The organism is Ekhidna sp., from assembly GCF_964218185.1.
Taxonomy (GTDB): domain Bacteria; phylum Bacteroidota; class Bacteroidia; order Cytophagales; family Cyclobacteriaceae; genus Ekhidna.
Map to the genome: position 1 here is coordinate 849,347 of NZ_CAXPLV010000005.1, position 20,328 is coordinate 869,674.

Genomic DNA, 20,328 nt, shown 5'->3' on the forward strand with positions numbered 1-20,328 from the left:
ATATTTATATTTTACAGTTCGTTAAAACGGTTATGAAGAAAATTATCCTAATCGCATTCATAGTTTCTTGTTCGGTTCCGGAAAAGCAACAAACAACAACCGAAGAAGTAAAATCTGGCTTGTCAGTACCAAGTATTTCAAAAAAGCTACTAAAACCGGGATGGTATGAAGCTGATACTATCAACTTTGATCAATATGTGATTGAAAAGCCAGTTCTTATTTTCTTCTGGACAACTTGGTGCAAAGGATGCAAGCAAGCTGAAGAGTGGTATCTAAAAGAGGAAAATAATTATGCAGAACTAAGAAAAGATTACCATCTATTTAAGGTCAATGGAGATAGCGCAGAATTGACTTTAAAAAATATGATTTACCGTCCCTCATCGGAACAGAGCTTCAGGCACGAATTAGTTTTGGAGTGCGGAAACACATGGTTTGGCTATCCAAATATTCTACTATTTGATAAAAATCTGGATGCGATTTCTCCGTTGAATCCTCAAATTTATATGGGTAGAGCATCCAATAAGTTTTTGCCAAAATTAGATAGCGTAATGAATTTATGACTTCTTCAAATGCCTCTCCATCAATTTAGACTCCACATCTTCCAGTTTTAATCCTTGATCAGCCAATAATACTAGAAAGTGATAAAGCAGGTCTGAGGATTCTTCAATCAGCAAATCCTTCTTGTTATCCATTGCTTCCAAAATTACTTCGGTAGCCTCTTCTCCTACTTTTTGAGCAATTTTTTTGGTGCCTTTATTGAAAAGCTCTGTGGTATATGACTTTTCTGACGGATTATCTTTTCTTGATTGAATAATTCCCTGTAGCTCGTGTAAGAATCCGGTAGGTTCTTTCTCGCCAAAACAGGTGTATGTTCCTTTATGACAGGTGTCTCCTTCAGGAATCACTTTTATCAAATAGGTATCATTGTCACAGTCTTCCTGAATGCTGACAACATTCAAAAAATTACCGGAAGTCTCCCCCTTGGTCCAGAGACGCTGCTTTGATCTGCTGAAGAACGTCACTTTCAGTTCTGTTTTAGTTTTTGTAAGTGATTCATCATTCATGTAACCAAGCATTAAGACTTGATTTGTTTGCGCATGCTGAATGATGGCAGGGATTAGTTGGTTATTTTCCATGTTTAAGTTTTTGCTTTCTTATGCAGTCACTAATGAAGTCATTTGCTTTTTGTTCCTTCAAGAGTGCATAAATGTTTTTGTCCTGAGAAGCTTTTTCTGCTAACTCGTATTTAAGTTTTTCGTATTGTTTTCGTGCTTTTTGATTGCTTCTTAAGTAATCTCTAAAAAGCAGATGATGTTTTAATTCTCTTGACTCATGATGGCAGACATAAAGATGATGCCTGATAGAATCAAGAACTTTATTATTCACTTCATTCTTTCTTTTAAATACCTCTCTGCCTTCGATTCCTTGATTTCCATTGTGATAGTATCTCAATTCTTCGAGTTTGATCTTAATCTTTTCGAAATCAGAGAGGTCAAAATAGATGGTATCAATATCAATGATCGGTTTGGCGGGTAATAAAGGAACAGCCGTGCTTCCAATATGCTCAATTTGGATTTTAATTGATACTAATTGATTACTTAAAATCTTCTTGATTTCTTCAAAGTTTCTAACCCATTTTTCTTGATAATCAACGATAAGCATGATACCTACTAAATTCTAACTGCAATATTCTTTGTTTCCAGAAACTGCTTGAGTTTTGGAATTGGAATCTCACCAAAGTGAAAGACGCTGGCAGCAAGTGCACCAGTAGCTTTTGTTTGCTCAAAGACTTCTGCAAAATGCTCCATGCTACCCGCACCTCCTGATGCTATGATTGGTATCTTGAGCTCTTCTGCTAGCTTGCCAGTCAGTTCTAGAGCAAATCCTGACTTGGTTCCATCATTCGCCATAGAGGTAAGCAATATTTCTCCGGCTCCAAGTTCTTCTACCTGCTTCGCCCAAGCATGAACATCCAACTCTGTAGCTTCTCTGCCTCCTTTTACAAATACCTTCCACTCATTTTCTACCAGTCCTGCATCGATGGCCACAACCACAAACTGACTTCCAAACTCATCTGCAATTTCTTTAACTAATTCCGGTCTTCGAACAGCAGCAGAGTTGATACTCACCTTGTCAGCTCCTGCTTTGACTAGAACTGTAGCATCTTCCACGGATGAAATGCCACCACCTACAGTAAAAGGAATGTTAATCTCATGAGCGATTTGCTCTACCAGTTCAGCGAATGTTTTTCGCCCTTCCACCGTAGCAGTGATATCAAGAAATACGAGCTCGTCAGCCCCTTCCTGAACGTATCTTTTGGCCAATTCAATTGGGTCTCCTGCACTTCGGATATCCACGAAGTTGACACCTTTGACGGTTTCACCATCTTTGATATCGAGGCACGGTATGATCCTCTTTTTAAGCATTGATTTCTGATAGTTCTTTTAAAGTAACTCTATTTTCATAAATCGCCTTCCCCACAATCGCTCCTTCTAATCCCTGTTCTTTCAACTTGATTAAATCATCAATCGAAGAAACACCACCACTGGCAATCAGATTTAAATCTGGCAGCTTATCCAAAATGGATTGATACAAATCAAACGAAGGACCTTCCAGCATTCCATCTTTCGAAATATCTGTGGAAATGACATATTTGATTCCCTTGGAAACATAGTCCTGAATAAAGGTATCTATCTTTAAATCAGATTCTTCCTGCCATCCGGAGACAGCAATCTTTCCATCCAAAGCATCCGCACCCAGGATGATTTTTTCAGATCCATAAGCAGTAATCCAGGAGGTAAATTTTACCGGTTCTTTTACCGCTATGCTTCCTCCGGTGATTTGTTTAGCACCGCATTCAAATGCAATCCTTAAATCCTCATCCGACTTTATTCCACCTCCAAAATCAATTTTTAGACTGGTTTTCGTTGCTAGTTTTTCCAGCACTTTCCAGTTTACAATGTGCTTGGCTTTTGCTCCGTCAAGGTCTACTAAGTGTAGATATTGGAGCCCTGAATCTTCAAATTGCTGAGCTACCTCAAGAGGATCCTCATTGTAAATTTTCTTGGTATCATAATCGCCTTTGGAAAGACGTACACACTTCCCTTCGATGATGTCTATGGCTGGTATTATTCGCATTGTTCAATGTTATTTGGTAGCGTCATTCCTGATGTAGCGTAGCGAAATTCAGGAATCTCAATTTTAAAGGAGATTCCTGCATGCGCAGGAATGACGGTTATAATTAAGTTCATAGTGCTAAAAAATTCTCAATTAGTTTCCTCCCCACATCCGCTGACTTCTCCGGGTGAAACTGAACGCCGTAAAAATTATCTTTTTGTAAGGCTGAGGTAAACGAAACTAAATAGTCAGTTTCCCCAACCGTATCCTCGCCCAATTCGACGTAATAGCTATGAACAAAGTACATGTTATCTGTTTTTTCGATCCCTTCAAATAGTGGGCCTTTAACCTGAATGAAATCATTCCATCCCATATGAGGTATAATACCCTTCGGAGGAAATTTCTTCACCTTTTCTTTGAAGATACCCAGGCATTCTGTGTCTTTCTCCTCCGAATGCAAACACATCAGCTGCATGCCCAGACAAATACCCAAAAACGGTTGTTTCAATGAAATAATGACCTGATCCAACTCACGCTCTTTCAAATAGCTCATGGCCGTTCCTGCTTCTCCTACTCCGGGAAATATCACTTTCTCAGCACTCATCAAAGTCTCCGGATCATCGGTAATCACCGACTCCACTCCAATGCGATCCAATGAATTTTTCACAGAGCGTATGTTACCAGCATTATATTTTACGATTACTATCAATTGTCAATTATTAATTGTCCATTATCAATTCTAAAGAACTCCTTTAGTACTAGGCAAAACCCCACTCTCATCCTTTCTTAGTGCCATCTTTATGGCTCTGGCAAAGGCCTTGAAGATGGATTCCACCTTGTGATGATCATTCTCTCCCTCTGCTTTGATGTTCAGATTGCATCTTGCGGTATCTGAGAAAGATTTAAAAAAGTGATAAACCATTTCTGTTGGCATCTCCCCAACGTGCGTTGAGGTGAACGAGGCATCCCACTCAATCCACGGTCTTCCTCCAAAATCTATCGCGACCTGTGCGAGACAGTCATCCATTGGTAGGAGGAAACCATAGCGCTCTATTCCCTTGCGATCTTTCAGCGCATCATTAAATGCAGAGCCAAGTGCAAGTGCAGTATCCTCTATAGTGTGGTGAGGGTCGATTTGGATATCTCCTTCTACTTGTGCCTGCAAACCAATCCCACCGTGTCTGGCTATCTGATCCAACATGTGGTCAAAGAAGGCGATACCTGTCGAAATAGCTGTTTGCTGGTGATCGTCCAGGTTGACTTCAATCTTGATTTTTGTTTCTGAAGTGCTACGAATGCAACGCCCAATTCTACCGGAAGGAGCATAGGTTTCCTCTCGAAGTGCAGCCATCAATCGAAGGTTTTCCTCAGGTGTTCCAATGGTAATTCGCAGCGTATTTGCAACCTGACTTGACCGATCTCTCACGATAATCCCTTTATCGGCCAGATAAGAGTAGGTTTTCTTGGCATCATCAAATTCTACCAGCAAGAAGTTAGATACGGACGGATAAATTTTCTTCACCAGGGGTAGTTTAAGAAGTGCAGCTTCCAGCTTATCTCGCTCTTCTTTTAGAATAGAAACCTGTTTTTCGATGAGCTCAGGTCTGCTTAAAGCATCAATTGCTTTTTGCTGCGTCAGGGAATTGATATTGTAAGGGGGCTTAATTTTATTCAGTATTTCAATCACCTCAGGTTGTCCAATCCCGATTCCCAGGCGAGCGCCTGCTAATCCAAAGGCTTTACTAAATGTCTGAAGAATGAACAGGTTTGAAATGTTTTGACCAACCAGACTTTCTCCACCAAAGTCTATGTAAGCTTCATCAACAATGACCAGTCCATCAAAGGACTTAAGAATCTCTTCGATAGTTGATTTTTCAATCTGATTCCCTGTTGGGTTATTGGGAGAGCAAATGAAGATCAGCTTCAACTCCGGATCAGAGAGTTTGGGTTTAAGGTCTTCAAAATCAATCTGAAAATCTGGTGAGAGACTCTCATTTATTACCTCCACATTGTTGATTGCCGCACAAACTTCGTACATGCTAAACCCAGGAGTAAATGTGAGAATTTTGTCTCTCCTGGGCTCACAAAAAGCGCGAATCAGCAAATCAATCAGTTCATCGCTCCCATTGCCAAAAATCAACTGATCTTTTTGAACATTGCGATAGTTTGCTACCGCAGCTTTAAGCTTGGATAGCTTGCCATCAGGGTATCGGTTCAGCCCAAAGCCAAATGGATTTTCGTTTGCATCTAGAGATACCTCTGCTATTCCATTGAACTCATCCCGGGCGCTGGAGTAGGGCTTGAGTTTTTTGACGTTTTCCCTTGTTATAGTATTTATATCAAACATATTGTTTTATTATAAAAGCACCCCTTTGATCCCCTGAAGGGGACATTTCCACCAAATAAAATATGTGGTTAATCCCACTTTGAAGGGGGGTAGGGGGATGTTAGTTTTCATTATTTAATTTTTTTAACCTCAAACTCACCGCATTTTTGTGAGCCTGCAATTGCTCCGCCTCAGCCATTTTTTCAATGGCAGGACCAATCTTTTGAATTCCATTTTCATCCAGTTTTTGAAAAGTGATTTTTTTCACAAAGCTGTCGAGTGACACTCCACTGTAATTTCTAGCATACCCGTTGGTAGGTAGAGTGTGATTGGTACCGCTGGCATAATCGCCGGCACTTTCACAGCTCCAGTTCCCTAAGAATACACTTCCTGCTATTGTAATCTGCTCACCAACTTCTTCTGCATTTTTTGTAGCGATAATCAAGTGCTCTGGTGCGTAGGTATTGCTGAAGACAGCAGCCTCGTTTAAATCTTTCACTAGGATGGAAGTACTATTTTCGAGTGCTTTCAATGCTATCTCTTTTCTTGGTAAGTCTTGGATCTGTTTATCAATTTCTAAACCGACTTTAGTAATCAATGTCTTTGAGTCACTTACCAAAACCACCTGGCTATCCGGGCCGTGCTCCGCTTGTGAAAGCAAGTCTGCAGCTACAAATTCGGGATATGCCGAATCATCAGCGATAACGAGCACTTCACTTGGCCCTGCAGGCATGTCTATTGCCACTCCATAGTTTTGTGCGAACTGTTTGGCAGCCGTGACAAACTGATTGCCAGGCCCAAAAATCTTATCCACTTTTGGAATACTCTTTGTCCCAAAAGTCATCGCGCCAATGGCTTGAGCCCCGCCGGTTAGAAAAACTTTTTCTATACCCAATAGCTGACACGTCCAGCCGATGACTTCATTTAGCTCTCCTCCCTTAGTTGGAGGCGTACACACAACAATGTTTTGGCATCCTGCAATTTTGGCCGGAATGGCCAGCATCAAAAGAGTGGAAAAGAGCGGGGCAGAACCTCCTGGAATGTATAAGCCCACTTTTTGGATGGCCACACTTTTTCGCCAGCAGTTTACGCCAGGCATTGTCTCTATGATCTCAGGCTGCTCTTTTTGAGACAGGTGAAATTTTTCAATGTTGGACTTGGCAAGCTTGATAGCGTCAGCTAAGTCAGGATCGATGTTGAATGATTGATTAGCAATATCAATGGCAAGTTGATTCAACTCCACCCCATCAAACTGTTTGCTGTATCGGAGTAGTGCCTGATCCCCGTTAGTTTTTACATCCATCATGATAGCACCTACTCGATCCTCCAATTCAGAAAAATCGAAAGTAGGTCGCTGGCACAATGAGGGCCACTCTTCTTCTTTTGGATATTTTATTGTTTTCATTTTATTCAAGTCCACTGTCTACAGCGATTAGTCCACAGTTGACTGTCGACTAAAAGTCTGTTGACTACATCATACAATCATTTTTTCAATTGGACATACCAAAATCCCCTCAGCTCCCTGCTCTTTGAGTTGATCGATCACTTCCCAAAATTCATCTTCTTTGATTACGCTGTGTACACTGCTCCAGCCTTCTTCTGCAAGTGGCAATACGGTTGGGCTCCTCATTCCGGGCAGCAGTTTTTTTATTGTGTCAAGTTTATCATTTGGTGCATTTAGCAAAATGTATTTGTTCTGTTTCGCCGATTTTGCCGCCTCAATCCTAAAAAGAAGCTTAGCCAAAAGTTCTTTTTTTGAAGCGGAGAGCATGGTGTTGGCTACCAGCAAAGCTTCACTTTTCAGAACCACCTCTACCTCCCTTAGTCCATTGGCCAAGAGTGTGCTGCCGGTACTTACTATGTCAAACACAGCATCAGCCAATCCAATGCCCGGTGCAATCTCCACACTACCACTGATCACTTCGATGGTGGCCTCAATCTTATTCTTTTCTAGAAAATTCCTTAAGATCACCGGATAACTGGTGGCAATTCGTTTCCCTGAAAACCAGCTCAGACCTGTATAATCTTCTTCTCTTTTCACAGCCAGTGACAGTCTGCATTTAGAAAAGCCGGTTCGGTTGATCACCTCAACAGGCTGCTGTTTTTCCAGGTATTCGTTTTCTCCTACAATGCCTATATCGGCCACACCCTCAGCGACATACTGTGGAATATCATCGTCTCGTAGGTAAAAAATCTCAAGAGGGAAATTGGATGCTGTTGACATCAGCTTCCCTCCATTGTTGATTTTGATGCCGCACTCTTTGAGAAGCTCCATACTTTTTTCATTGAGCCTCCCGCTTTTTTGAACTGCTATTTTTAAAACTTGATTCATTTCTCTTTTAGAATTCTGTTGTTAGAACTATTTCGTTTTCTCAATGTTTTTTGTCGCATAGCAACAAAAAAGGCCCGTCGGTAATCCGACGGGCCTTTTGTTTTATTTTTAATAAACTACAGCATCATCTTCTTACCTCTTCGGTGAAGTGGATATGATGTGCATGATGATGTAGTTGTTGTGTTCTCATTTCTGGTCGCAAATATAGCTGACTTTTTTAAATGGGATTATCCTTCAAACTTTTTGCTGACTGCATCCCAGTTTACCACATTAAAAAATGCACTGATATAATCTGGTCTTCTGTTTTGATAGTTTAGGTAGTATGCATGCTCCCATACGTCTAGTCCAAGAATAGGTGTTCCGCCACATCCTACACCAGGCATCAATGGGTTGTCCTGATTTGCAGATGAACAAACTTCGAGTTTGCCATCAGATGTTTTGCAAAGCCAGGCCCATCCGGATCCAAATCTGGTTGCAGCTGCATTGCTGAATTCATCCTTGAATTTATCGAACGATCCAAATGCTGAATTGATAGCGTCTGCCAGTGCGCCTGATGGCTCACCTCCACCATTTGGAGACATGATTTCCCAGAAGAGGCTGTGATTCCAGTGGCCACCACCATTGTTTCTTACCGCACCATTGTCAGAATGATTTTTCACCAAATCTTCCAAAGATTTTCCGGCCATATCTGTGCCTTCAATTGCTGCATTCAATTTTGAAACATATCCAGCATGATGCTTGCCATGGTGGATTTCCATTGTTTTTGTATCTATATGTGGTTCCAATGCATCGTGTGCATAAGGTAGGTTTGGTAATTCAAAAGCCATAATTATGTGATTTTAAAGGTTCAAAAAAATGATTTGTGAAGATAACAAGCTTAAGGCATGTTTAGTTGCCTCGAAGCTTTTTAAAGAAGTCTTTTATTAAAACTTCGCATTCATTAGCCATCACTCCGAGCTTCAAATCTGTCTTTGGATGGATGATGTCTTTGTTGTATTTGGAGAATCCCCGCTCTTTGTCTAGTGCCCCAATGACCACTCTGCCAATCTGTGTCCAGAAAAGCCCTCCAGCACACATGCTGCAAGGTTCCAACGTAACGAAAAGTGTGCATTCATTCAGGTATTTTGACCCTAGGTGATTTTGCGCTGCAGTGATCGCCAGCATTTCTGCGTGAGCTGTTGCGTCATTTAGTCGCTCCACTCGATTGTGATCTTTAGCTATGATTTTATTTTCGCATACCACTACCGCTCCAATTGGGATTTCTCCTTCATCAAAAGCATTTTGAGCTTCATTCAAAGCCTGCTTCATGAAATGTTCGTCACTGTAAATGCTAAGACTCATTATTGCTCTTTCACTTTTACGCTATTCATAATTTCAGCAGCTACTGGTTGCCACTGGTTCATAAGCCGGGCCTTGCATCCAAAATTGAAGAGCAACACCTGATTATTATATGAGGTGTACTGAATGTAGGTATAGTTCCGTGATGATTTTGTTTCAGAAAAAGCATTCTCACTTTTCAGCGAAGAAATAAATTCGAAAACGATGAATTTCTTACCATTTACTTCTTTGATCTCGTCCTGAATAAATTCCACTTCATCAAACATGGACTGAATGCTGGCTTTGTAAAACCCATAGATCGTTTCTTCTTCTCCGTCCATCCATTGCATCTGGTTCCAGTTTACACCTAAATCCACCTCTCTGTCCATAGATGAGTGCATGGCCAGAGGCTCCCGAGCAGAAACATACTTTTGCTTTCGCACTCCACTAGACATTAACACAAATGAAGACGGTACCTCATAGGATATTTCTTCGTTGATCTGATGTCTGACCATTTTGTCCTGCGAGAAAATAATAGCGGCATTGAAAAATAGGCCGATGCAAATAAATTTTTTCATATGGCGAAGGTCTGAACTTTGATTGAGATGATTAGAAGATTTTTATGATTTTGGTTTGGGTTTTCTTTGAAGTCTTTTGAACTGAAGGCTAGTTGATCCAAAATTCAGCAGTAATCCCACTTCCATATTGAATGCTTCCAGATAATTGATAGCTTGTGCTAAATGTACGTTTTCAAGTTCTTTTACAGCTTTTAATTCAACAAGGATTTTGTTTTCAACAAAAAAATCAACCCTTCTGGTGCCTATCTGAAAATTATTATAGAAAATAGATTGCTCTTGTTCTCTTACAAATCCTAAATTATTTTCTTCAAATTCTATTGCAAGCGCACGTTGGTATATTACTTCTTGAAAACCATTTCCAAGCGTTCGATGCACTTTCATTGCACATCCTATAATCTTTTCAGTAATGTCAGAATGTTTGTATGTACTCATTTCAAGATTTTCCATCCTTGAATCTAATGAATCTTATAAATCCTATTAATCAAGGCTTACTTTTGCACCTCTTTTTCAAATATCAATTATAGAAGATTTATGTTACGCACACACACCTGTGGAGAACTAAGAAAAGATCATGTTGGGAAAACAGTAACCCTTTGTGGATGGGTACAAAAGCAGCGAGACAAGGGAGGAGTGGTTTGGTTGGATTTAAGAGATCGATATGGGATCACTCAGCTGATTTTTGAAGAAGGTGTGACAGATCAAAACATTATTGATCAGGCAAAGAAAACAGGTCGTGAGTTTGTGGTGAAAGCCACGGGCGAAGTGGTGGAGCGCTATTCTAAAAATGACAAGATGGCAACAGGTGATATTGAGATTCGTGTCAGTAAGCTGGAATTGCTTAACGGGTCTAAAGTGCCGCCATTTACCATCGAGGATGAGACAGACGGGGGCGAGGATTTGCGTATGAAATACCGTTACCTGGACATCAGACGAAATCCGGTAAAAGAAAAGCTACAGCTTCGTCACGCCATGATGCAAAAGGTGCGTGAGTATTTAAATAAAGAGTTATTTGTTGAGGTGGAAACACCTTATTTAATAAAATCCACCCCAGAAGGAGCACGTGATTTTGTAGTGCCTTCGCGAATGAATGCGAACGAGTTTTATGCGCTTCCACAATCACCACAAACCTTCAAGCAACTATTGATGGTAGCAGGCATGGATCGCTACTTTCAGATTGTTAAGTGTTTTCGTGATGAGGATCTGCGAGCTGATCGTCAGCCAGAGTTTACACAAATAGATTGTGAGATGGCTTTTGTGGAGCAGGAAGATGTGCTTCAAACCTTTGAGGGCATGACTAAATTCCTTTATAAAGAAATAAAGGGGGTTGAGTTAGGAGACTTTCAGCGAATTTCATATGATGAAGCTATGAGTAAGTATGGCTCTGATAAGCCTGATTTAAGATTTGGAATGGAGTTTTGCGAGCTGAATGATCTTGCTCAGGGAAAAGGATTTGTTGTTTTCGATAGTGCCGAATTGGTCGTGGGAATTAATGCTCAAGGATGTGCAGAGTACACACGAAAACAGTTGGATGCTTTAACAGATTTTGTGAAAAAGCCACAAATAGGAGCAAAGGGACTGGTTTATGTGAAATGCAATGAAGACGGAACCTTCAAGTCCTCTGTGGATAAATTCTTCGATCAGGATGCATTGAAGGGATGGGCTGAAAAGTTTGGCGCAAAGGCTGGTGATTTGCTTTTAATTCTTGCTGGAGAAGCTAATCAAACAAGAAAGGCACTTAATGAACTTCGTCTTGAAATGGGCGAGACTTTAGGTCTGAGAGATAAGAACAAAGTGGCTGCCGCCTGGGTGCTCGATTTTCCATTGTTGGAATGGGATGAGGAAACGAATCGATACCATGCGATGCACCACCCATTTACTGCTCCAAAACCAGAGGATGTGCCAAAACTTGATTCCGATCCAGGAGCTGTTCGTGCAAATGCATATGACATGGTCATTAATGGTGTAGAAGCAGGAGGAGGATCCATTCGTATTCACGATCGAGCAATGCAGGCAAGGATGTTTGAAGTGCTTGGTTTCTCTAAGGAGGAAGCTGAAGAACAGTTTGGTTTTCTGATGGGTGCGTTTGAATATGGAGCCCCACCACATGGAGGAGTAGCATTCGGGTTTGACAGACTATGTGCCATCATGGCTGGTGAGCAAAGCATTCGGGACTTTATCGCTTTTCCAAAGAACAACGCAGGCAGAGATGTGATGATAGATTCACCATCCCATATTTCAGATGAACAGCTTGCGGAGCTAGGCATTAATTTGGTGAAACCAACAGAATAGTAGTATTTGGTTCTTTTTTAGTAACTTTTCCGGTTAAATAATCACACCTGATGACCAAGAAATTTCTTCTATACTCCGCCCCGTTCTTTATATTGTTTGGCGCTTTATCCCTATTCGAACCCTGGTTTTATAGAAATTTTTTCGCCAGCACGTCAATAGACAGGCTAGCTGGGGAAGAATTTCAAATTATTGCACATAAGGGAGCTTCCGGTCTGGCACCTGAAAATACCATGGCAGCATTCAAGAAAGCACTGGATATGGGAGTGGATCAAATTGAGTTGGATGTAAGGCACACAAAAGATGAGGAAATCATTGTTTTCCATGATCAACGACTGGATCGGATTGCTCGAGATACCCTTGGAAATCCAGTGACAGGTGATGTGCACGACTTCACTTTGGAGGAGATCAAACAGTTTGATGTTGGGTCGTGGTATGATTCACACTATGCCGATGAGCGGATACCTACGCTTAAGGAAGTCTTGGACTTTATTGATGGCCAGGTGACTGTTTTGATTGAGATCAAACACATGGATCACCCGCATTACCATGATTTTGCCGAGAAATTGGTAGAGGTGGTCATGAGTGAGGAGAATGGTGAAGACTGGATTATCCTTCAATCTTACGAACCAAAGTATCTGGATGAGGTGCATGAACTCGATCCATATATCCAAACCAAGGCATTGATTGTGGGCGAAGATTCAGCTCCATTAATTGCGTTTTATCTGGAGACACGTATACATATGGGCCGTGCTAAAGAAAGCAACCGGATGAAAGCTATCAACCCTCAGTGGGAGACACTTTCACCCAGACGTGTATTTCAGATGCATGCAAAGGGGTATCAAGTGCATGCTTACCCTGTAAATACGCGGGAGGATATGGTGAAAATGCTAAACGCTGGTGTAGATGGTATCATTACGGACTACCCCAACATTGCGATTCAGCTGAGAAATGAAATCAGGAGATTGGGACAGGAAAAGCAGTAGCCAACTCGGCTTCTGCTGCGATGTACCCAAATGAAGCCCAACTTGGGCTCTCCAACACCTTTAGAAATACTTCGTTGGCCTTCTCAATGTTGCCCTGCTGCTGATAGTAGTTACCAATACCATATCCCCGGGTAGGATCAATAGCTCCATTTTCTGGTAAAGCTTTAGCCGTCAGTTCCTCTACACTTTTATCCCCCTTGAAAAGAAGTAGTAAGTCAAGGTAGGCATCATTTTCCACTATTGTCATGTTGCCAGATATCTCAGAGAGGAGGTTCTCTGCTAGTTCTGCATTTCCAATTTTTTTATAGGTCATGTAGAGCCAATAGGTGGTTGCCACAAGCAGGTCATCATTATCACTGAACTCCATACACTTCTTGTAGGCGGAAATGGCTTTATCGTATCTTCCATTGAGGTAATGGGCCAAACCATAGTGATACCAGATATTAAATTTATCATTACCCAGGGGCGTGTTGAGTTTGTTAGGAATTCCATCTGGCTCGATGGCATTTTTGGCGTTTATGCTATAAAAAGCAGCCATTTCGTAATCATTCACTGCCTTATCAAGCTGACGAGTGGTGATATATCTATGTCCCCTATGCCGCCTAAGGCGATGTGAGGTTGGAAATTTTTCCAGTCCTTTTGTATAGGTATAAATGGCCTCCAGATATTTACCCTGATATGCCAGTCTACGACCATACCATATGATCAGATCCAGACTGTCTGGATAAGCCTCAAAGGCTGCTTTAGCTGCCTGCACATCTTGCTCAAGTTTTGCACTATCTGCAGGTGATAATTTTGCAGGCAGCAATTCCTCACCCATCAGATTGTAGATTTTGGTTGGGTCTCTTTCTTGTAACGATGCTGTTTCAGTACTTTCAGTACTATCTCCTTGCTGGCAGGCAATTAGGATAATTGGAAGAGCGATTAATGTTTTTAGTTTCATAGTTTATTCTTTCCAGTTTGGATACCCGGGTTGTTTCAAATCTTCGCCATTCTTGGCTTCTTTTACCATTTCACGCACATCTTTAAGTAGTTCCTTGGCATCATAAACCACACCATCTTTAATCGTGTATTTCACGCCACCCACTCGTGTCACCTCATTATCATCTGTCAATTTAATAGCTCCGGTACCATACAGCACTTTCAGATTTGCCAGAGGATTCTCTTCCACAATTACCAAATCTGCCAGCTTTCCAACCTCAATGGTACCAATCTCTTTTTCCATACCCAAAGCCTGTGCTCCAAGTAAGGTAGCTGAGCGTATTACCTCTAAGGGGTGGAAGCCAGCCTCTCTCAAGAGCTCAAGTTCGCGTATGTAGGCAAAACCATACAGCTGAAAAATGAAGCCTGAATCGGAACCTGTAGTAACACGACCACCACGATTTTTATACTCATTGACGAAGGTCATCCATAGCTTATAGTTTTCTTTCCAGGCCACTTCTTCTTCCGTTCCCCAGAAGTGCCAATAAGACCCGTGCGACACCTTACTCGGCTGATAAAACTCCCAGAGTGATGGTAATGTGTAGTCCTTGTGCCAGTCTGCATTTCTAGATCGCATCAGGTCTCTGCTTGCTTCATATATATTGAATGTAGGATCCAGGGTAAAGTCCAGTTCGAGCAATCGATTCATCACAGCATTCCACTTTTCAGAATACGGCTTGGCGGCCTGTTTCCAAAGTTTTCCAGCTTCCCCAAATCGGTCTTGCTCATTTTGGTAGTTGTAGTCTACGGGATAGTCCTGCACTATTCTATCGTCAAAAAGCGCCTCTGGCAAACCGTACCAATGCTCCATTGTAGTCAGCCCTGCTTCCGCAGAGTTCAGCACATTCCACCATCCAACATTAAGTTGGGCGTGATGGCACGCGGATCCCAAGCCAAGACGCTTATTTTCCTTTAGTGCAGCTTCCATAACTTCAGGAGAAGCACCAAAAAACTTGATACCATCCGCACCTCGTCTGTAATTTGCTCTGACCCAGGAAATTGCTTCTTCTGCATTTGTGATTGGCCCTTTTAAAACCTCAGATCCTACCGTGCGTTCGTTTGCCAGGTTTCGGACGATTTCCACATCTTCAAGATTTTGACCGAATGATGTATATGCTAAAATCCGAGGTGCAGTGATTTCGTTATTGATGCTTCGGTTCTTATGTCGCAATACCCAGTCCAGCCCATTGCCAGCGGATGGATCCCGGATGGTAGTGATACCATGCGCCAACCAAAGCTTGAAGACATATTCAGCAGGAGTACCCTGACTGGTGCCCCCGATGTGTCCGTGCATATCTACAAATCCTGGTAGCACATACATGCCTTCAGCATCTATTTCCATTCCATTACCCTCGAGTTTTGGTCTGCGATCAGGATTTATTTCAACACCCGGATAGCCGACTACTTGCACTTTGGTAATCTTGTTCTTTTCGATCACAATATCTACAGGTCCGATAGGAGGTGCCCCATTCCCATTGATCACGGTTGCACCCCTGATTATGGTCATATCATATGGTCCATCTCCATCAGTTCTTGATGGGGCGGGGGTGATTTGTGCCACAGCAGTATGCAGGACTGAAATCGTGAAAAGGGTCAAAATGAATTTTTTCATGGGTTGTCTTGTATTAACTTTTAGCTCAGATTTAAAAATAATCAATTCGAAAGTATGGCAGCAGTAGAATCGAATATGATGCCGCTTGGTACGGTAGCGCCAGATTTTAATTTACCGGATGTAATATCCGGAACTAATAAAACACTCAACGATGTGCGGTTGGAATATGGATTGGTGGTGATGTTTATATGTGCTCACTGTCCCTATGTAAAAAATATTGAGGAAGAGATTGCGGTGATTGCAAGACAATACAGTGATTTGAAGATGGGATTTGTGGCTATTTCATCCAATGATGCCAGTACATACCCGGAAGATGGGCCTGAAGGATTGCGTGCTCAGGCAGAGGAATTCGATTTTTGTTTCCCATACCTATATGACGAAACCCAGGAAGTGGCGAAAGCCTATCAGGCAGCTTGCACGCCGGATTTTTTTGTATTTGATGAAGATCTGAAGTGCATCTATCGTGGCAGGTTTGATGCAAGTACACCGGGAAATCCAGAGCCCGTAACCGGAGATGATTTAGTCAATGCCCTTGAGGCTCACCTGGAAGATGAGCCTATAATTGAGGACCAAAAGCCTAGTATTGGTTGTAGTATTAAATGGAAGTGATGTTAAAATATGAAAGCATTGATTACAATAGGTATGTTGGCAATTGCAAGTTGCGCTACGCCATATAAAGGCAATAACCTCCTTGGAGGTTATTCTAGTACAAGATTGTCTGAGAACGAGTTTATTGTGAGATTTAGTGGAAACGGATTCACATCTTCCGAAAGATCTACTGATTTTGCACTACTTCGATGTGCTGAAGTTGCGCAAGAAAATGGATTTCCATTTTTTTCCATTATCGACTCAGATGAGAATGAATCTTATTCAATCGAAGGAAATTCAAGCTCGATCAGAACTATAACAAAACCATCTAATAGGACACATATAGTATGTTTTGGTGAGAAACCAAGTCAGATTCAGTCATATGAGTCGGCATACATTATTATTTCGATCAAAGACAAATACAATCTTTGGGGCAAATAGATCAATTACACTCACCCAATTGATCGTAATATTTTCTCAGTTCACCTATGAAGGATTTTACAGCCCCGGGCTCTTTCCCATATTCGAAGGTCACTCTCTTACTTCCCTCCGGAGTGGTTATTTCGATCCATTCTGCACCGCCATCAGCGCAATCAGGACAGCCGATGGTTTCTTCTAGTTCTAAAAATGCTTGTCTGTCAATTTTTGCAGATAATGAGTTAAATCCACTATAAATGGTGGAGCATGTCTTCTCTTCCAGGTTTTGATTGACTCTGGGGGTAACTGTTTTTTGAGCAAGATCATTTGTCAGCGTCAATGTCTTCGTGCAATATCCGGCACACATTCCAAAGCTTGTTCCAAATTCAATTTTTGTGATATCTGAACTTTGCACCTCTTCTTGACAGTTAGTCAACACAGTGGCGAAAAATACAAAGGTGAGTGAAAGTAGTTTCATTTAATTTTCAATATTGATTTGGTCAATTTACATCAAATTAAATGCCACGTCACAGTTTTGGGTTATTTTAAAGTCCATTGTCGATTATGTAAATTGCGCATCCATTTTATGCCATGAGTGTACAAGGAAAAATAAAAATCGTAACCACCCACCAGCTTCAGGAGATGAAGTCCAAAGGTGAGAAAATATCCATGCTTACTGCATATGATTACTCCATGGCTAAGATCATTGATCAGGCTGGAGTTGATGTCATTTTGGTAGGTGATAGCGCATCGAATGTGATGGCGGGAAATGAAACTACTCTACCAATCACATTGGATCATATGATCTGGCATGCCACCTCGGTAGTGAAAGCTGTGAATAGAGCTTTGGTGGTTGTAGACGTTCCTTTTGGGAGCTATCAGGGTAGCTCGTCTGAGGCCCTTCGATCTTGCATCCGAATCATGAAGGAGTCTGGCGGACATGCTGTGAAAATGGAAGGTGGCGTGGAGATCAAAGATAGTATCACGCGGGTTTTATCAGCAGGAATCCCGGTCATGGGACATCTGGGATTGACCCCACAGTCCATTTACAAATTTGGCACATATACTGTGAGAGCAAAGGAGGAGGAGGAAGCAAAAAAGCTGATCGAGGATGCTAAAATTCTCGAACAACTCGGTTGTTTTGCAATCGTACTTGAAAAGATTCCTTCTAAGCTTGCTAAAAAAGTTTCAGAGTCTATTTCCATACCCACTATCGGCATAGGAGCCGGGCCGGATACTGATGGTCAGGTACTGGTTGTTCACGATATGCTCGGCATCACCCAAGATTTTAAACCTCGTTTTCTTAGGCAATACGCAGATCTGAACAAGATCATGAAAGAAGCCTTCGAGAACTACGTTTCCGACATTAAATCCCAAAAATTCCCCAACGAAAAAGAGTCATATTAGTCAATTAAAACCAAGAGAAAGAAATCAATGGCAAAGATCATTTACACACACACAGACGAAGCGCCTGCTTTAGCGACCAAATCATTTTTACCTATCGTGAAGGCTTTTACAGGGAAGGCTGGGGTAGAGGTAGAAACTCGGGATATTTCCCTGGCGGGAAGGATCATTGCATTATTCCCTGAGTTTTTGAATGAGGATCAGCGTATTGGGGATGCACTTACCGAATTGGGGGAAATTGCCAAAACACCTGAAGCAAACATTATCAAGTTGCCAAATATCAGTGCGTCTATTCCACAGCTGAAAGGAGCCATTAAAGAACTTCAGTCTCAGGGATATGCCTTGCCAGACTATCCGGATGATCCTAAAGATGCTAAAGAGAAAGACATTAAGTCTCGGTATGACAAAGTGAAGGGAAGTGCAGTTAATCCAGTCTTACGAGAGGGAAATTCAGATCGGAGAGCTCCTAAAGCGGTGAAAAACTTTGCCAGAAAGTTTCCCCATTCTATGGGTAAATGGGCTGCTGACTCCAAATCTCATGTAGCAAGCATGAGTGAAGGTGATTTTTTTGGAAGTGAAAAATCAACCACGCTAGAAAATGCCACTGAAGTGAAAATTGAATTTCAGGACGCCAGCGGAAATAAGAAAGTGCTGAAGGACAGCTTTGCGCTACAGGCTGGTGAAGTGATAGATGCGTCGGTGATGAATATGGGTAAGCTGAAGACATTTATCGAGAACGAAATTGAGGATGCAAAAGCTAAAAACCTACTTTTCTCATTGCACATGAAAGCCACGATGATGAAGGTGTCTGACCCTATCATTTTTGGAGCTGCAGTGGAGGTGTATTACAAAGATGTTTTTGAAAAGTATGCAGCTCTTTTCGAAGAACTAGGTGTGGATTCAAAAAATGGGATAGGTGATGTATATAGCAAAATCCAGTCTTTGGATGATGCTAAAAGAAAAGAAGTAGAAGCAGCTATAGACAAGGTGTATGAGACACGTCCTGCACTGGCTATGGTAAATTCTGATAAAGGAATTACCAACCTACATGTACCAAGTGATGTAATCATTGATGCCTCAATGCCGGCGATGATCCGAACTTCCGGTCAGATGTGGAACAAAGACAACAAGACGCAGGACACCAAGGCGGTGATTCCAGATAGATGCTATTCCGGAGTTTATCAGGCAGTGATCGATGATTGTAAGGCAAATGGTGCCTATGATCCAACTACCATGGGTAGCGTGCCAAACGTAGGGTTGATGGCGCAAAAGGCTGAGGAGTATGGTTCGCATGACAAAACATTCCAGTTTGATAAAGCAGGTAAGGTGCAGGTAACTGATTCTTCAGGAAATGTGTTGCTGGAGCAGGAGGTTCACGAGGGTGACATTTTCCGTATGTGTCAGGTAAAAGATGCACCTATTCAGGATTGGGTGAAGCTAGCAGTCAATCGAGCTAGAGCGACAGGTGTACCTGCGGTTTTCTGGTTGGATAAGAGTAGAGCTCACGATGCTCAGCTGATCAAAAAAGTGGAGCAATATTTAAAAGATCACGACACATCCGGATTGGAGATTCACATCATGTCGCCAGTGGAGGCCACTAAATTTTCAGTGAATAGAATAAGAAAAGGACAAGATACCATCTCAGTTACTGGGAATGTACTTCGAGATTACCTCACAGATCTTTTCCCAATTTTAGAGGTGGGCACAAGCGCCAAGATGCTATCCATTGTTCCCCTAATGAACGGTGGAGGTCTGTTTGAAACAGGAGCTGGCGGATCAGCTCCTAAGCACGTTCAGCAATTTGTAGAGGAGGGCCACCTTCGCTGGGATTCGCTCGGCGAATTTTTAGCCTTGGCTGTTTCTCTAGAGCACCTGAGCGAAAAATACAACAATAAGCAAGCGAAGATTATGGCTGATGCATTGGATAATGCAACGTCTAAACTTTTGGAAGAGAATAAATCACCGTCCAGAAAGGTGAATGAGATTGATAATCGAGGCAGCCATTTTTACCTGGCCATGTATTGGGCAGAAATGTTGGCCAATCAAGACGAGGATGCCGAGCTAAAGTCTACGTTCGAATCTGTGGCACAGCAGCTTGCATCCAATGAAGCTAAAATCAATGAGGAGTTGATTGCGGCACAAGGATCAACTGTTGATATTGGGGGCTATTATCAACCTAATGAAGCTATGGCCACAGCGGCTATGAGGGCCAGCGTCACGCTCAATCAGATTATTGATTCTATTTAAAAATAATTTAAGCAACATAACCCGGCCTTTCGCCGGGTTTTTTGTTTTGAAGGGTTTCATTTAAGCTGAAGGTTTCATCGTCCACGATTAGTTTTTAGATGTCTTAATGCTCTCTCGGTGTTCAATTTGCTTTGTAG

At 41.8% G+C, this 20,328-nt stretch carries 22 protein-coding genes; 7 read left to right on the forward strand and 15 right to left on the reverse strand.

The genetic code is table 11. The annotated features are described in order from the left end of the window. Positions 1–32: 32 nt before the first annotated feature. Positions 33–560 (forward strand): thioredoxin domain-containing protein, encoded by a 528-nt coding sequence (locus ACEQZT_RS09335; RefSeq protein WP_370089165.1) that lies wholly within the window; start codon positions 33–35, stop codon positions 558–560. Here ACEQZT_RS09335 and hisIE read toward each other — a convergent pair. From hisIE to ACEQZT_RS09395, 12 genes are all read right to left on the reverse strand, one after another. Next, positions 555–1,136, reverse strand: a complete 582-nt coding sequence (gene hisIE, locus ACEQZT_RS09340) for a bifunctional phosphoribosyl-AMP cyclohydrolase/phosphoribosyl-ATP diphosphatase HisIE (protein WP_370089166.1) — start codon at positions 1,134–1,136, stop codon at positions 555–557. The genes ACEQZT_RS09335 and hisIE overlap by 6 nt on opposite strands. Beyond that, the gene (locus tag ACEQZT_RS09345; RefSeq protein WP_370089167.1) at positions 1,126–1,662 is read right to left on the reverse strand and encodes a GrpB family protein; all 537 of its coding nucleotides are present in this window, start codon (positions 1,660–1,662) and stop codon (positions 1,126–1,128) included. The genes hisIE and ACEQZT_RS09345 overlap by 11 nt, the downstream gene beginning before the upstream one ends. Before the next feature lie 8 nt (positions 1,663–1,670). Continuing rightward, complete coding sequence (hisF, locus tag ACEQZT_RS09350) at positions 1,671–2,426, reverse strand: imidazole glycerol phosphate synthase subunit HisF (RefSeq protein ID WP_370089168.1); 756 nt, start codon at positions 2,424–2,426, stop codon at positions 1,671–1,673. Continuing rightward, positions 2,419–3,138, reverse strand: coding sequence for a 1-(5-phosphoribosyl)-5-[(5-phosphoribosylamino)methylideneamino]imidazole-4-carboxamide isomerase (gene hisA, locus ACEQZT_RS09355; RefSeq protein WP_370089169.1), 720 nt, complete (start codon positions 3,136–3,138; stop codon positions 2,419–2,421). The genes hisF and hisA overlap by 8 nt, the downstream gene beginning before the upstream one ends. Positions 3,139–3,247: 109 nt before the next feature. After that, positions 3,248–3,826 (reverse strand): imidazole glycerol phosphate synthase subunit HisH, encoded by a 579-nt coding sequence (gene hisH / locus ACEQZT_RS09360; protein WP_370089170.1) that lies wholly within the window; start codon positions 3,824–3,826, stop codon positions 3,248–3,250. 30 nt (positions 3,827–3,856) lie between these two features. After that, positions 3,857–5,464 (reverse strand): histidinol-phosphate transaminase, encoded by a 1,608-nt coding sequence (gene hisC, locus ACEQZT_RS09365; RefSeq protein WP_370089171.1) that lies wholly within the window; start codon positions 5,462–5,464, stop codon positions 3,857–3,859. Between the two features lie 100 nt (positions 5,465–5,564). Further along, positions 5,565–6,848: a histidinol dehydrogenase gene (hisD, locus tag ACEQZT_RS09370; protein WP_370089172.1), complete on the reverse strand. Its 1,284-nt coding sequence runs from the start codon at positions 6,846–6,848 to the stop codon at positions 5,565–5,567. Between the two features lie 69 nt (positions 6,849–6,917). Further along, positions 6,918–7,775: an ATP phosphoribosyltransferase gene (gene hisG / locus ACEQZT_RS09375; RefSeq protein ID WP_370089173.1), complete on the reverse strand. Its 858-nt coding sequence runs from the start codon at positions 7,773–7,775 to the stop codon at positions 6,918–6,920. 227 nt (positions 7,776–8,002) lie between these two features. Continuing rightward, a complete protein-coding gene (locus tag ACEQZT_RS09380) occupies positions 8,003–8,602 on the reverse strand; it encodes a superoxide dismutase (RefSeq protein WP_370089174.1) in 600 nt (199 codons plus the stop codon). A gap of 61 nt (positions 8,603–8,663) precedes the next feature. Continuing rightward, positions 8,664–9,116: a nucleoside deaminase gene (locus ACEQZT_RS09385; protein ID WP_370089175.1), complete on the reverse strand. Its 453-nt coding sequence runs from the start codon at positions 9,114–9,116 to the stop codon at positions 8,664–8,666. Further along, the gene (locus ACEQZT_RS09390; protein ID WP_370089176.1) at positions 9,116–9,670 is read right to left on the reverse strand and encodes a hypothetical protein; all 555 of its coding nucleotides are present in this window, start codon (positions 9,668–9,670) and stop codon (positions 9,116–9,118) included. The genes ACEQZT_RS09385 and ACEQZT_RS09390 overlap by 1 nt, the downstream gene beginning before the upstream one ends. A 42-nt stretch (positions 9,671–9,712) precedes the next feature. Then, positions 9,713–10,102, reverse strand: coding sequence for a GxxExxY protein (locus tag ACEQZT_RS09395; RefSeq protein WP_372530148.1), 390 nt, complete (start codon positions 10,100–10,102; stop codon positions 9,713–9,715). 99 nt (positions 10,103–10,201) lie between these two features. Here ACEQZT_RS09395 and aspS point away from each other — a divergent pair, with 99 nt between their 5' ends. Together aspS and ACEQZT_RS09405 are read left to right on the forward strand one after the other, a co-directional pair. After that, entirely contained in the window at positions 10,202–11,959 is a 1,758-nt protein-coding gene (gene aspS, locus ACEQZT_RS09400) for an aspartate--tRNA ligase (protein WP_370089178.1), read from the forward strand. A 50-nt stretch (positions 11,960–12,009) separates the two neighbouring features. Further along, positions 12,010–12,942, forward strand: coding sequence for a glycerophosphodiester phosphodiesterase (locus ACEQZT_RS09405; protein ID WP_370089179.1), 933 nt, complete (start codon positions 12,010–12,012; stop codon positions 12,940–12,942). On the opposite strand, the gene ACEQZT_RS09410 is transcribed toward ACEQZT_RS09405, so the two are convergent. Further along, complete coding sequence (locus ACEQZT_RS09410; protein WP_370089180.1) at positions 12,914–13,885, reverse strand: tetratricopeptide repeat protein; 972 nt, start codon at positions 13,883–13,885, stop codon at positions 12,914–12,916. The two genes, ACEQZT_RS09405 and ACEQZT_RS09410, sit on opposite strands and share 29 nt — an antisense overlap. Before the next feature lie 3 nt (positions 13,886–13,888). Continuing rightward, a complete protein-coding gene (locus tag ACEQZT_RS09415; protein WP_370089181.1) occupies positions 13,889–15,535 on the reverse strand; it encodes an amidohydrolase family protein in 1,647 nt (548 codons plus the stop codon). Between the two features lie 54 nt (positions 15,536–15,589). On the opposite strand from ACEQZT_RS09415, the gene ACEQZT_RS09420 reads away from it, so the two are divergent. Both ACEQZT_RS09420 and ACEQZT_RS09425 read left to right on the forward strand, forming a co-directional pair. Beyond that, entirely contained in the window at positions 15,590–16,144 is a 555-nt protein-coding gene (locus ACEQZT_RS09420; protein WP_370089182.1) for a thioredoxin family protein, read from the forward strand. Between the two features lie 9 nt (positions 16,145–16,153). Beyond that, a complete protein-coding gene (locus tag ACEQZT_RS09425; protein WP_370089183.1) occupies positions 16,154–16,564 on the forward strand; it encodes a hypothetical protein in 411 nt (136 codons plus the stop codon). Between the two features lies 1 nt (position 16,565). On the opposite strand, the gene ACEQZT_RS09430 is transcribed toward ACEQZT_RS09425, so the two are convergent. Beyond that, positions 16,566–17,018, reverse strand: coding sequence for a hypothetical protein (locus ACEQZT_RS09430; protein WP_370089184.1), 453 nt, complete (start codon positions 17,016–17,018; stop codon positions 16,566–16,568). A 113-nt stretch (positions 17,019–17,131) separates the two neighbouring features. Between ACEQZT_RS09430 and panB the strand changes: the two genes are divergently transcribed. Both panB and ACEQZT_RS09440 read left to right on the forward strand, forming a co-directional pair. Further along, positions 17,132–17,947 carry a 3-methyl-2-oxobutanoate hydroxymethyltransferase gene (gene panB, locus ACEQZT_RS09435; protein ID WP_370089185.1) on the forward strand — a complete coding sequence of 272 codons (816 nt, stop codon included), beginning with the start codon at positions 17,132–17,134 and terminating at the stop codon, positions 17,945–17,947. Positions 17,948–17,974: 27 nt separating this feature from the next. Beyond that, positions 17,975–20,191, forward strand: coding sequence for an NADP-dependent isocitrate dehydrogenase (locus tag ACEQZT_RS09440; RefSeq protein ID WP_370089186.1), 2,217 nt, complete (start codon positions 17,975–17,977; stop codon positions 20,189–20,191). The last annotated feature ends 137 nt before the right edge of the window (positions 20,192–20,328 follow it).

Excerpts from the sequence above, each read along its gene's own strand:
- ACEQZT_RS09335 (WP_370089165.1), top strand. The coding sequence starts at position 33 with ATGAAGAAAATTATCCTAATCGCATTCATAGTTTCTTGTTCGGTTCCG.
- hisIE (WP_370089166.1), bottom strand. The coding sequence starts at position 1,136 with ATGGAAAATAACCAACTAATCCCTGCCATCATTCAGCATGCGCAAACA.
- ACEQZT_RS09345 (WP_370089167.1), bottom strand. The coding sequence starts at position 1,662 with ATGCTTATCGTTGATTATCAAGAAAAATGGGTTAGAAACTTTGAAGAA.
- hisF (WP_370089168.1), bottom strand. The coding sequence starts at position 2,426 with ATGCTTAAAAAGAGGATCATACCGTGCCTCGATATCAAAGATGGTGAA.
- hisA (WP_370089169.1), bottom strand. The coding sequence starts at position 3,138 with ATGCGAATAATACCAGCCATAGACATCATCGAAGGGAAGTGTGTACGT.
- hisC (WP_370089171.1), bottom strand. The coding sequence starts at position 5,464 with ATGTTTGATATAAATACTATAACAAGGGAAAACGTCAAAAAACTCAAG.
- hisD (WP_370089172.1), bottom strand. The coding sequence starts at position 6,848 with ATGAAAACAATAAAATATCCAAAAGAAGAAGAGTGGCCCTCATTGTGC.
- hisG (WP_370089173.1), bottom strand. The coding sequence starts at position 7,775 with ATGAATCAAGTTTTAAAAATAGCAGTTCAAAAAAGCGGGAGGCTCAAT.
- ACEQZT_RS09380 (WP_370089174.1), bottom strand. The coding sequence starts at position 8,602 with ATGGCTTTTGAATTACCAAACCTACCTTATGCACACGATGCATTGGAA.
- ACEQZT_RS09385 (WP_370089175.1), bottom strand. The coding sequence starts at position 9,116 with ATGAGTCTTAGCATTTACAGTGACGAACATTTCATGAAGCAGGCTTTG.
- ACEQZT_RS09390 (WP_370089176.1), bottom strand. The coding sequence starts at position 9,670 with ATGAAAAAATTTATTTGCATCGGCCTATTTTTCAATGCCGCTATTATT.
- ACEQZT_RS09395 (WP_372530148.1), bottom strand. The coding sequence starts at position 10,102 with ATGAGTACATACAAACATTCTGACATTACTGAAAAGATTATAGGATGT.
- aspS (WP_370089178.1), top strand. The coding sequence starts at position 10,202 with ATGTTACGCACACACACCTGTGGAGAACTAAGAAAAGATCATGTTGGG.
- ACEQZT_RS09405 (WP_370089179.1), top strand. The coding sequence starts at position 12,010 with ATGACCAAGAAATTTCTTCTATACTCCGCCCCGTTCTTTATATTGTTT.
- ACEQZT_RS09410 (WP_370089180.1), bottom strand. The coding sequence starts at position 13,885 with ATGAAACTAAAAACATTAATCGCTCTTCCAATTATCCTAATTGCCTGC.
- ACEQZT_RS09415 (WP_370089181.1), bottom strand. The coding sequence starts at position 15,535 with ATGAAAAAATTCATTTTGACCCTTTTCACGATTTCAGTCCTGCATACT.
- ACEQZT_RS09420 (WP_370089182.1), top strand. The coding sequence starts at position 15,590 with ATGGCAGCAGTAGAATCGAATATGATGCCGCTTGGTACGGTAGCGCCA.
- ACEQZT_RS09425 (WP_370089183.1), top strand. The coding sequence starts at position 16,154 with ATGAAAGCATTGATTACAATAGGTATGTTGGCAATTGCAAGTTGCGCT.
- ACEQZT_RS09430 (WP_370089184.1), bottom strand. The coding sequence starts at position 17,018 with ATGAAACTACTTTCACTCACCTTTGTATTTTTCGCCACTGTGTTGACT.
- panB (WP_370089185.1), top strand. The coding sequence starts at position 17,132 with ATGAGTGTACAAGGAAAAATAAAAATCGTAACCACCCACCAGCTTCAG.
- ACEQZT_RS09440 (WP_370089186.1), top strand. The coding sequence starts at position 17,975 with ATGGCAAAGATCATTTACACACACACAGACGAAGCGCCTGCTTTAGCG.